The organism is Micromonospora sp. WMMA1996, from assembly GCF_002573675.1.
Classification (GTDB): domain Bacteria; phylum Actinomycetota; class Actinomycetes; order Mycobacteriales; family Micromonosporaceae; genus Micromonospora; species Micromonospora sediminicola.
In genome coordinates, this window is sequence record NZ_PDHU01000004.1 from 84,107 (window position 1) to 95,293 (window position 11,187).

Consider the following 11,187-nt stretch of genomic DNA (forward strand, 5'->3'; position numbering starts at 1 on the left):
CTGCGCTGAGCCTTCCCCTCCTGCGACCGGCGGATCGAGCCGCCGGTCGTCGTCGATCGTCCTCGTTCCGCCGCAGTCCCGACCGGTGATCCGCGCGACGGATCCGAGCGAGATCGGCGTACCGATGGATCTTGAAAAGTTGTTGTCCGACCGGCTGGCGCCGGCGTTCGCGGCGGTGGCCGGCGTACCGGTGGACCCGGTCGTGCGGCGCTCGCAGCACGCGGACTTCCAGTCCGACGCGGCGCTCGGCCTGGCCCGGCGTCTCGGCCGGCCGCCGCGGGCGGTCGCCGAGGAGGTGCGGGAGCGCGCGGAGCTGGCCGACCTCTGCGCGGCGGTCGAGGTCTCCGGGCCGGGCTTCCTGAACCTGACCGTGGCCGACCGGACGCTCGGCGGGATGGTCTCCGCGCTGGCCACCGATGCGCGGCTCGGGGTGCCGGTGGTCGCCGCGCCGGAGACCGTGGTGGTCGACTACTCGGCGCCCAACGTGGCCAAGGAGATGCACGTCGGGCACCTGCGGTCGACGGTGATCGGCGACGCGGCGGCGCGGACGCTGGAATGGCTGGGGCACCGGGTGTCGCGGGCCAACCACCTGGGCGACTGGGGCACTCCGTTCGGCATGCTGATCGAGCACCTGGTCGACCTCGGCGAGGCCGAGGCGGCGCAGGAGCTGTCGATGGGGGACCTGGACGCGTTCTACACGGCGGCGCGCGGGAAGTTCGACGACGACGCGGCGTTCCGGGACCGGTCCCGGTCGCGGGTGGTGGCGTTGCAGGGCGGCGACCCCGCCACGCTCCGGCTGTGGCGGCTGCTGGTGGCGCAGTCCGAGAGCTACTTCCTGACCGTGTACGACCTGCTCGACGTGACCCTGTCCCGGGCCGACTTCCGGGGTGAGAGCAGCTACCACGATCTGCTCGCGCCCACCGTCGACGAGTTGGACCGGCTCGGGTTGCTGCGGCGCAGCGACGGCGCGGAGTGCGTGTTCCCGCCGGGTTCGGTGGGGCGTGACGGCGAGCCGCTGCCGCTGATCGTGCGCAAGTCCGACGGCGGGTACGGCTATCCGGCGACCGACCTGGCGGCGCTGCGGCACCGGACCGGCACGCTGGGCGCGACGCGGCTGCTCTACGTGGTCGGGCTGCCGCAGCGGCGGCACTTCGAGATGGTCTTCGCGGCCGCCGCGCAGGCCGGCTGGCTGACCCCGCCGGCGCGGGCCGAGCACGTCGGGTTCGGGTCGATCCTGGGTGCGGACGGGCGGATGCTGCGCAGCCGGGCCGGTGGGTCGGTGAAGCTGGTCGGGCTGCTGACCGAGGCGGTGGAGCGGGCCACCGCGTTGACCCGCGAGCGCAATCCGGAGCTGGGCGAGGCGGAGGCGGCCGAGGTGGGGCGCGCGGTCGGCATCGGCGCGATCAAGTTCGCGGACCTGTCCGGCGACCGGCACAAGGACTACGTGCTGGACTGGGAGCGGATGCTGGCGTTGGACGGCAACACCGCGCCGTACCTGCAGTACGCGTACTCGCGGATCCGGTCGATCTTCCGGCGGGCCGGCGTCGCCGCGCGTCCGGACGCGGGGATCTCGCTGGCCGAGCCGGCCGAGCGGGCGCTCGCCGTCGAGCTGGTCGGGTTCGCGGCGGTGGTCGACGCGGTGGCCGGCAGCCTGGAGTTCCACCACCTGGCCGCATACCTGCACCGGCTCGCCGCCGCGTTCAGCGCGTTCTACGAGCGGTGCCCGGTGCTGCGGGCGGAGGGGCCGGTGCGGGAGAGCCGGCTGGTGCTGTGCGACCTGACGGCGCGGGTCCTGCACCAGGGCCTGCACCTGCTCGGCATCCGCACCCCGGAGCGGTTGTGAGCGGGCCCGCTCATGCTCGGACCCTGACGGCCGGTGCCGCCCGTTAACCGATTCAGGCGTGCGCTCGGACGGGCCCAGGCTCGTGACGTCATCGATAACGTTCGAATAACGCGGTGTTTCCAGCGCTTGACGCTCGATACCTTAACCGGTTCAGTGGGCCGTGGCGACGGCCGGACATCGACGGACGCCGTCGCCGCTCGGTCGCCGCCGGCCCCGGCGGCACAGCTGCGGAGGTTTCCGATGACACTGCGCATCCGCCGGACCGTCGTCGTCGCGGTCCTCGCCGCGCTGGCGACGACCGCCCTGCCCGCCCCACCGGCAGGGGCCGGCGCCCGGCAGCAGGCACCCGACGAATCGGCCCGACGCGCCGACCACACGTTCGTGGTCCGCGACGGCACCCGGCTGACCCTCGCCGGGCGGCCCTTCCGGTTCGCCGGACCCAACATGTACTGGCTGGGCCTGGACGAGAACGTCGGCGGCACCGACCCGGCCGACCCGCCGGCCGTCGACCACCCCACCTACTTCCGGATCCGCGACGGGCTCACCACGGCCCGGCGGATGGGCGCCACCGTGGTCCGCGCCCACACCCTCGGCGTCTCCACCGGACACCCACGGTCGCTCGAACCTTCGCTCGGCGAGTTCAACCCGGAGGCGTTCGACCGGATCGACTACGCGATCGCCGAGGCACGCCGGCAGGGCCTGCGGCTGATCGTCCCGCTCACCGACAACTGGCAGTACTACCACGGCGGCCGGTACGACTTCCTGCGCTGGCTCGGCCTGAGCACCGACGACGACGGCGCGGCGTTCTACACCGACCCGGCGGCGCGCGCCGCGTTCAAGGAGTACGTCCGGACGCTGCTCACCCACGTGAACCGCTACACCGGCACGGCGTACACCGACGATCCGACGATCATGGCGTGGGAGTTGGGCAACGAACTCAACGGGATGACCGCCGACTGGGTCGACGACCTCGCCGGACACGTCAGGACGCTCGCCCCGCGTCAACTGGTCGCGGCCGGCAGCCAGCACGGCGTCGACCCCGCCGTCCTGGCCTCGCCGCACGTCGACATCAGCGACTCGCACTACTATCCGCCGACCGCGGCGGGCATCGCGGCGGACGCCGCCGCGGCCACCGCCGCCGGCAAGGTCTACGTCGCCGGGGAGTTCGGCTCCGGACAGGCCACCGACGAGCTGCTGAACCAGGTGGCGGCCAACCCGGACGTGACCGGCGCGCTGTTCTGGTCGCTCTTCGGCCACCACGACCACCACGGTTTCGTGCCGCACGGCGACGGCTTCACGGTGCACTATCCGGGCGACACCCCGGCCATGCGGACGGCGGTCACCGCCCTGACCCGCTTCGCCGGTCGGATGTCGGGCCGTCCCGCGCCGGCCGTGACCGGGGACCGACCGCTGCTGACCGCCGTCGACGCCGACTACGGCATCAACACGCTGCGCTGGCGGGGAACCGCGGGCGCCACCGGCTACCTCGTGCAGCGGCGCGGTCCGGGCGGGGCCTGGGCCACGGTCAGCGGCACCGAGCCGGTGGGCGCCGACGACGCCCCGTGGTTCGACCTGACCACCCCGACCGGCCCGGTCTCCTACCGGGTGGTGGCGGTCGACGCCACCGGCGCCGCCCTGGCCGTTTCCCGGACGGTCGGCACCACCGGAAGCCAGGACCAGGTGTACGACCCGCTGGAGGACTGGTTCGTCAGCGCCGGGCACAGCGACTCGTTGCGCCGCACGCCGGCCGGCGACGGCGTGCTGGTCGCGCCCGGGCGGGGGCGCTCGGGCGAGCTGCGGTACCGGCGCGCGGACCTGACCGCGGCCACGGTCACGGTCGCCTCGTCCGGGCGTCCCCGCGCCGTGCTCCAGGTGTCCGCCGACGGCACGAGCGGTTGGCGTACGGTGCGGCCCCGGATCGACCGGGTCGGCGCCGGCCGGTACGCGCTCTCCGTCTCCGGCCTGCGCGGGGTGGACGGGATGCGCGTGGTGTGGCGGCGGGACGCCCGCTTCGCGGTCGCCTCGGTGGCGCTGACCGCCCGCTCCGACTCGACGGCCAGCACCGCGCCGGGCGCCTTCGCGCTGACCGCGCCGGCGCCGGACGCGACCGGGGTGAGCCGGCTGGCGGCGCTGGACTGGTCCGCAGCGCCGGGTGCCGCGTACTACTCGCTCACCGTCTCCGCGCACGCCGACCTGAGCGCGCCGCTGGTGGCGGTGTCGGGCCTGCGTACCCCCGGGTTCACGCCGACCACGGCGTGGCCCGCCGGGACCACGCTGCACGTGCGGATCACCGCCACCAACGGGTACGGCTCGACCACCGCGACCGCGGCGTTCGCCACCCGCGCCGACCTGCCCGGTGTGGTCGTCGACGACTTCGACACCTACCCGTCGGACGCCGCGCTGGCCGCCGCCTACCCGCGCAACACCGGCGGCGACCCGATCACCGCGACGCTGGCCCCGGCCGGGGAGGGCAGCGGGCACAGCATGCGGCTGGACTGGACGCCCGGCGCCAGCGGGTACGCGGGCGTCATCCGCAACCTGTCCGTGCCACAGGACTGGCGCGGCACCACCGGGCTGCGGATGTGGGTCGAGCCGGGCGCGGACGGGCAACAGCTGACCGTCCAGTTCGTGGCGTCCGGCTTCTACTGGGAGAAGACGCTCACGTTCGCCGGGACCGAGGCGCGGGTGGTGGAGGTGCCGTTCGGCGACTTCGCGCCGCCGCCGTGGGCCACCCCCGGCCCGCTCGACCTGGGCTCGGTCACGCAGATGTCGCTCTACCCGGGCGGGACCACCGGCGCGAGCAGCCTCCGGATCGACTCCGTCGCCGCGTACGCGTCGTGATGCCGAGGTGCCGGGACCGGAGCCGCTTCGGCGATTCCGGTCCCGGCACCCGACTAGAGTGGGCGGGCGATCCACGACCCCAGGAGACGCACGGATGACACCCAGCATCAACGGCCGCGTGCGGTACGCCGCCGACCGGTCGATGCGCCTCCTCCTCACCGGTCCGGACGGCGACGTCGACGTCGGTTCGACCCACCGGACCGACGAACTGGGCCGAATGGCGCGGGAGGCCGCGGAACGCCTCTACGGGTCCGCGGGAGTGGATGTCTCGCTCCTGGTCGACCAGCCGCCCTGGTTGCGGGAAGGCATGGTCGTGCGGTCCCTGGCGCCGGCCGACGATCCCGGAGAGACGCACGAGCATCCCTACGGCCAGGTGGTCGGTTTCCTCCCGGTCGGCGGAGTCCTCGTGTGGCGGCCCGGAACGAGCGTCGGCGTGCACGCTCCCGAGGATCTCGTCCCGTGCGACCCGGATTCCGTGCCCCCGGCCCTCCTCCACGAGATGACGGCACGAACCGGTATCGCCGCAGCCGGGTGAGCCGGCGGGCCGCCGCTCAGCGGCGGTTGCGGGATCGCCGGAGCGCCCAGATCCCGCCGGCCACGGCCGCGAGGGCCGGCAGCACGCAGACGACGGTCAGGACGGCCAGGTGCCACGGCTTGATCGCTCCCATGCGCCGAACGCTAGCGTGACCGTCCACCCGGGCCCTACGCGGAAGCCCGTGCCGCCCTGCCGTCGAGCCACAACGTGTCGGTGGCGTCGCGGTGCGAGCCGGTGGAGCCGACGTGCCTGGCGCTGATCGTCGGGCCCTTCCTGATCACGTGGACGAGGGCCATCGCGTGTCCCCGGCCCAGGCCGTACTCCTCCTTCAGCCAGTCGACGATCACGCCGGCCTTCACGTCGGTGCGGTGGTAGCCGCGCTGCCTGGCCTCGTCGACCAGGGAGCGCGGGGTCTTGCCGGTCCGGTCCTCGATCGTGTCGAGGTAAGCCTGGAAGGACATCTGGTCGCCCCCGGTGTCGTTCGTTCTCCGTCGTTGTCGACCACCAGCCTCGGTCAGCGGCACCGGGCGATCAACGACGATAGGAAGCACGACCGTTGCCTCACGGACAACGGTTCGGGAGCCCGATCCGCGTCCGCGCGGGTCGGGCTCCCGATTCCCGGGTAGGTCAGCGTTGGAGGGTGAGCAGGCCGGGGCGGTAGGGCAGCAGGCCGTAGTCGCCGCCGGAGTTGGTGGCGCGGCCCTGGTAGAGCAGTTGCAGGTTGCAGGGGTCGACGGTGAAGGTCTGGTCGGCGCTGGTGCGGATCAGCTCGCCGTGGCTGATGTCGTTGGTCCAGGTGGCGCCGCTGTTGGCCTTGCCGGCGAACGGGTTGCTCTCGGTCGCCGCCTGCGGGGTCCACGAGCCGTTGAGGCTGGTCGCGGTGAACGAGCGGAAGTAGCGGCCCTGCGCCCCGATCGCCTCGACGATCATCAGGTAGCGGGTCTGGCCCTGCAGTTTGTAGACCTGGACGGCTTCGAAGAGGTTGTTCGTCGAGTCGCTCATGATCGTGGTGTAGGTCGAGCCGAAGCTGCCGGGGAAGTTCCCGATCGGCATGCTGGCCCGGTAGATCTTGCCGTTGTCACCGGCGAAGAACAGGTACATGTTCTGCTCGTCGGCGATCAGCGTCTGGTCGATCGGGCCGGTGCCGGAGCCGGAGATGCTGCCGGTGAACAGCGGCTGCGCCGACGACCAGCCGTTGGGGTTGGTCGGGTCGCTCGAGGTCTTGTAGGAGAACGCGGTCGGACCCCACTGGTAGGCCAGGACCCAGATGTTGCGCGGGGCGAAGTAGAACAACGTCGGCGCGACGGTGCCCTGCGACATGGCGTTCTGACTGGCCGAGGCCATCTCCGACCAGTTGCTGAACAACCCGAAGTTCATCGACCCCCACGACGACCCGTAGTCGTGCGTCGTCGCGTAGACCAGATGCCGACCGTTGTACGGAGCGACCGTGAAGTCCTTCAACGACACCCAACCCGACCGCGGGTTCGCCAACGGACCGGTCGAACTCCAGCGGTAACTCGACGGCAGGTTGCACCCACCGCTCGGCGGCGGCGTGGTGGGGTTGCCCCCGCCGTCGACGCGGACGAGCTGCCACTGCTGGTTGCTGCCGTTCCAGTCGTCGTACTGGACGATGCTGCCGCCGTCGGCGGTCGAGGCGCCCTGCACCTCCACCACCTTGTTGCTGTTCCGGTTGATCAACCGGACGTAGCCGCTGTCCGAGTCGGCGAGCCGGAACTGCTGGTTGACGCCGTTGGCGTCGGACCACTGCACGATGTTGCCGCCGTTGGCGGTGGAGAAGTTGTAGACGTCCAGCACCTTGCCGGACAGCCGCGACCGCAGGCGGTAGTAGCCGCCACCCGAGTCCACGAACTGCCACTGCTGCTGGTTGCCGTTGTTGCGGGCCCACTGGACGATCCGCGCGCCGTCGTTCGTGGCCAGGTTGTAGACGTCGAGGGCCTTGCCACTGTTGCGGTTGACCAGCACGTACCACGCGCTGGTGTCGACCGTCGCCGCGGCGGCGGGGGTCGACACCACCGCCGCGGCGCCGACACCCGCCAGCACCGCCGTCACGCCGGCGGCGACGAGCCGTGGCAGCCACCTGCGCCGTCGGGGCGACGACACGATCGATGGGGACCTATCGAGGGCGAACATGATCCTCCTCCGGTGAACAGAGCCGTGCGGTCCGCCCGGGCCGGACGGACCGGGACGTGGGTCAGGACCTGTTAGCGCTAACACTTGGCACCACGCATGGTGAGGCACGTCCGACCCATGGTTCGACGAAGCAGGGCCTGCCCGGTAAGCCACAGGCGTCGCCGTCCTATGACATCGACTGTGAGCGATAACACGCTGTTCGTCAAGACGTAACGTCTTCACGGTCCCGGCCGGAGGGACGCGAGCCGGACACACACATGTTGCGATCAGGTGGCCGATTTCTGTAAAAGTCTGGACTTTTGAATCATGCCTGATGCCCAAAAAGGGGCATAATATTGATCCCTCGCCGCACGTACGACGCCACCGCCGACACTCGCCGCACTCAGTCTTATGAGGACCGTGTCGCACCGGTGGGTTGATGGTGATCAACCTATGGACGCACTACGGTAGGCCGTCGCTTCATGTGCCCGCACGGCGCGCACACGAATACCTAAGGAAGACTCATGACAACCGCACCCATGCCCCAGGATGAGCCCCCGGTGTCGCTGGGCAGGGTTCGCGCGGAGCCGCTGGACCGCCTCTCCGCCGCGGACATCTCGCCGATCGTGCGCCGGGTCATGGCGGCTCACCTCGATCAGTCCAGGATCCCCGCCGCGAAGTTCTCGTCGTTCATCTGATCCGGCGATGTCCCCCGGGCCGGCCCGCGCGGCGCTGACCGAGTTCGTGCTGAAGGTCCACTCCAGATGTGATCTGGCGTGCGACCACTGCTACGTCTACGAACACGCCGACCAGAGCTGGCGTCGGCGCCCGGCGCGGATGACGCCCGAGGTGCTCCGGGCCGCGGCCGGCCGGATCGCCGAGCACGCCGCCGCGCACCACCTGCCGCGCGTCTCGGTCATCCTGCACGGCGGGGAGCCGCTGCTGCTGGGCCCCGAGCGGCTGCGCCGGGTCCTCGCCGACCTCCGGGCCGCCGTCGCCCCGGTCACCGACCTGCGGATCGGCATGCAGACCAACGGGGTGCTGCTCTCCGAACGGTTCTGCGACCTGCTCGCCGAGTACGACGTCGCGGTCGGTGTCTCGCTGGACGGCGACCGCGCCGCCAACGACCGGCACCGGCGGTTCCGCAACGGCGCCAGCAGCCACGACCAGGTGCTGCGGGCCCTCGCCCTCCTCCGCCGCCCGGCCTACCGGCGGCTCTGGTCCGGGCTGCTGTGCACGGTCGACGTCCGCAACGACCCGCTCGCCGTCTACGAGTCGCTGCTCGCCGAGGGACCGCCCCGGATCGACTTCCTGCTCCCGCACGCCACCTGGGACAGCCCACCCCCACGGCCGGGCGGCGGCGCCGCGTACGCCGACTGGCTCCGCGCGGTCTACGACCGGTGGCGGGCGGACGGACGTCCGGTCCCGGTCCGCCTCTTCGACTCGCTCCGGTCCACGGCCGGCGGCGGTCCCAGCGGCACCGAGTGGCTCGGCCTCGACCCGGTCGACCTGGCCGTGATCGAGACGGACGGTGAGTGGGAGCAGGCGGACTCGCTCAAGACCACGTACGACGGCGCGCCCGCCACCGGCATGACCGTCTTCTCGCACTCGGCCGACGACGTCGCCGGCAGCCCGGAACTGGCCCGCCGCCGCACCGGCCGCGCCGGGCTCAGCGACGAGTGCCGGCGCTGCCCGGTGGTCGCCCAGTGCGGTGGGGGCCTCTTCGCCCACCGCTACGGCGACGGGCACTTCGACCGTCCCAGCGTCTACTGCGTCGATCTGAAAGAGCTGATCGTGCACGTGAACGAGAACCCGCCGGCGTCCACGCCGGCCCCGTTGGCCGCCGACCCGGCCGACGACCTGATCGACCGTCTCGCGGCCTCGACCGGCGACCGGTCCGCCGTCCGCCGGCTCGTGGAGGCGCAGACCGCCATCGTCCGCGCGCTGCTCGGCGCGGTGGCCGCCGGCGTGCCGGGCCCCGGTCCGGGAGCGGACGGCTGGGCGGCCCTGACCGACCTCGACCGGCACGCGCCGGAGTCGGTCGTCCGGGTCACCGCCCACCCGTACGTCCGCGCGTGGGCGGTCGAGTGCCTGGCCGGCGCCGGCACCGGCGCCCGGTACGGCGCCGACTACCTGGCCGCGATCGCCGCCGCCGTGGCGCGCGACGCCGGCATCCCGCTCCGGCTCGCCGTGCCGGTCCGGGCCGGCCGCCTGCACCTGCCGACCGTCGGCACCGTGCTGCTGCCCGAGGCCGGCGACGGCGCGGCGGAGGTCCACGTCGGCCCCGGATCGCTGCGGGTGACCGCCGGAGCGGTGACGGTACGCGTCGACGCGGCCGGGGACGAGCCCCGCTGGCAACCCACCCGGGCTCTGGTCGCGGACGACGTGACGGTCCTGCTGGAGGACGGCGACCCGCACCGCGACTGCCACCGGCTGCCCGCCGCCGGGCGGCTCGACGACGCGACCGCCGCCCACTGGGCGACCACGTTCGGCGCCGCCTGGACGATCGTCCGGGACGAGACGCCGGGCCACGCCGAGGAACTGCGCGCCGGCCTGCGGGCCCTGGTGCCGTTGCGACGCAGCGGCGCCGGTGTGAGCGAAGCCTCGACCGCGCGGCAGGCGTTCGGCGGCGTCGCGGCCACGGAGACCGACGCCGGGTCGCTGGCGGTGCTGCTGGTGCACGAGTTCCAGCACAGCAAGATGAACGCCCTGCTCGACCTCTACGACCTCGTCGACGGCACCCGGCCGGCCGGAATCACGGTCGGCTGGCGGCCCGACCCGCGCCCCCCGGAGGCCGTGCTGCAGGGCATCTACGCGCACGCTGCGGTGGCCGACATCTGGCGCGTCCGGGCCGACCGCCAGGTCGACGGAGCGCAGGCGGTCTACCGGCGGTACCGGGACTGGACGGCCGAGGCCATCGGCGCCCTGGAGCGGGCGGACGCCCTCACGCCGGTGGGTTCCCGGCTGCTCCGGCAGGTGGCTCACGCGGTGGCCGGGTGGCCGTCGTGACCACCGCCGTCCGCGCCGGACACCGACTCGGCACCCTCACCGCCGAGCTGCGGGCGTTGGGGCTGGGCCCCGGCGACGTCGTGCTCGTGCACTGCGCGATGCGCGCCGTCGGCCCGGTCACCGGTGGCGCGGCCACCCTGGCCCGGGCGCTCCGGGCGGCCGTCGGGCCGGCGGGCACCGTCGTGGTGCCGGCGCAGACCCCCGACAACTCGGTCAGCAGCGCGGCGTACCGCACCGCGACCGCCGGGATGACCGACGACGAGCGCCGGGCGTACGAGGAGCGGATGCCCGGCTTCGACCCGGCCACCACACCGTCGTTCGGGGTGGGCGCGCTCGCCGAACACGTACGCCGGCTGCCCGGCGCGGTGCGCAGCCGCCACCCCCAGACGTCGTTCAGCGCGTGGGGCCCCCGGGCGCAGGCGCTGATGCGCGTCCACGACCTCGACTCGCACCTCGGCCAGCGGTCCCCGTTGGCCGCCCTGGAGGCCGCCGACGCGCGGATCCTGCTGCTCGGCGTCGGCTGGTCGTCGTGCACCGCCCTGCACCTGGCCGAGTACCGGTCGCACCGCCCGCCGATGATCCGCCCCTACCGCTGCTACGTGCTCCGGGACGGCCGCAGGGAGCGGCTCGACTTCGTCGCCCCGCACCTGGACGCGGCCCCGTTCACCGCGATCGGCGAGGACCTCGACCGGGCGGACTTCACCCGCCACGGAACGGTCGGGGACGCCGTCGCCCGTCTGCTGCCGATGCCGGCGGCGGTGCGCGCCGCGGTCGGCTGGATGGATCACCACGCCGGACGGTGAGGCCTGTTCACCGGTGGGCACCGTCT

At 73.1% G+C, this 11,187-nt stretch carries 8 protein-coding genes; 6 read left to right on the plus strand and 2 right to left on the minus strand.

Features of this window, described 5'->3' with window-relative positions; all coding sequences use genetic code 11:
• Positions 1–124 precede the first annotated feature (124 nt).
• The 3 genes from argS (at position 125) to COO58_RS24670 (ending at position 5,219) form a co-directional block, all read left to right on the plus strand.
• The gene (argS, locus tag COO58_RS24660; RefSeq protein WP_098747567.1) at positions 125–1,843 is read left to right on the plus strand and encodes an arginine--tRNA ligase; all 1,719 of its coding nucleotides are present in this window, start codon (positions 125–127) and stop codon (positions 1,841–1,843) included.
• Between the two features lie 240 nt (positions 1,844–2,083).
• Positions 2,084–4,684 carry a cellulase family glycosylhydrolase gene (locus tag COO58_RS24665; protein ID WP_098747462.1) on the plus strand — a complete coding sequence of 867 codons (2,601 nt, stop codon included), beginning with the start codon at positions 2,084–2,086 and terminating at the stop codon, positions 4,682–4,684.
• A 118-nt stretch (positions 4,685–4,802) separates the two neighbouring features.
• The gene (locus COO58_RS24670) at positions 4,803–5,219 is read left to right on the plus strand and encodes a hypothetical protein (protein WP_141561949.1); all 417 of its coding nucleotides are present in this window, start codon (positions 4,803–4,805) and stop codon (positions 5,217–5,219) included.
• A gap of 167 nt (positions 5,220–5,386) precedes the next feature.
• Here COO58_RS24670 and COO58_RS24675 read toward each other — a convergent pair whose 3' ends face one another.
• Positions 5,387–5,680, minus strand: a complete 294-nt coding sequence (locus COO58_RS24675) for a DUF4287 domain-containing protein (RefSeq protein ID WP_098747466.1) — start codon at positions 5,678–5,680, stop codon at positions 5,387–5,389.
• A 166-nt stretch (positions 5,681–5,846) separates the two neighbouring features.
• Entirely contained in the window at positions 5,847–7,370 is a 1,524-nt protein-coding gene (locus COO58_RS24680) for a non-reducing end alpha-L-arabinofuranosidase family hydrolase (RefSeq protein ID WP_098747467.1), read from the minus strand.
• Between the two features lie 503 nt (positions 7,371–7,873).
• Here COO58_RS24680 and COO58_RS30385 point away from each other — a divergent pair.
• From COO58_RS30385 to COO58_RS24690, 3 genes are read left to right on the plus strand one after another with little or no spacing between them, the layout of a single operon-like run.
• Positions 7,874–8,047: a hypothetical protein gene (locus COO58_RS30385; RefSeq protein ID WP_176558965.1), complete on the plus strand. Its 174-nt coding sequence runs from the start codon at positions 7,874–7,876 to the stop codon at positions 8,045–8,047.
• 7 nt (positions 8,048–8,054) lie between these two features.
• Positions 8,055–10,358 carry an FxsB family cyclophane-forming radical SAM/SPASM peptide maturase gene (locus COO58_RS24685; protein WP_098747469.1) on the plus strand — a complete coding sequence of 768 codons (2,304 nt, stop codon included), beginning with the start codon at positions 8,055–8,057 and terminating at the stop codon, positions 10,356–10,358.
• A complete protein-coding gene (locus COO58_RS24690; RefSeq protein WP_255292764.1) occupies positions 10,346–11,161 on the plus strand; it encodes an aminoglycoside N(3)-acetyltransferase in 816 nt (271 codons plus the stop codon). Before COO58_RS24685 ends, COO58_RS24690 begins: the two co-directional genes overlap by 13 nt.
• Positions 11,162–11,187: the final 26 nt, after the last annotated feature.

Bases quoted from the DNA above. Each gene is read 5' to 3' on its own strand.
- COO58_RS24665 (WP_098747462.1), top strand. From the start codon at position 2,084: ATGACACTGCGCATCCGCCGGACCGTCGTCGTCGCGGTCCTCGCCGCG.
- COO58_RS24680 (WP_098747467.1), bottom strand. From the start codon at position 7,370: ATGTTCGCCCTCGATAGGTCCCCATCGATCGTGTCGTCGCCCCGACGG.
- COO58_RS24685 (WP_098747469.1), top strand. From the start codon at position 8,055: ATGTCCCCCGGGCCGGCCCGCGCGGCGCTGACCGAGTTCGTGCTGAAG.
- COO58_RS30385 (WP_176558965.1), top strand. From the start codon at position 7,874: ATGACAACCGCACCCATGCCCCAGGATGAGCCCCCGGTGTCGCTGGGC.
- COO58_RS24675 (WP_098747466.1), bottom strand. From the start codon at position 5,680: ATGTCCTTCCAGGCTTACCTCGACACGATCGAGGACCGGACCGGCAAG.
- argS (WP_098747567.1), top strand. From the start codon at position 125: ATGGATCTTGAAAAGTTGTTGTCCGACCGGCTGGCGCCGGCGTTCGCG.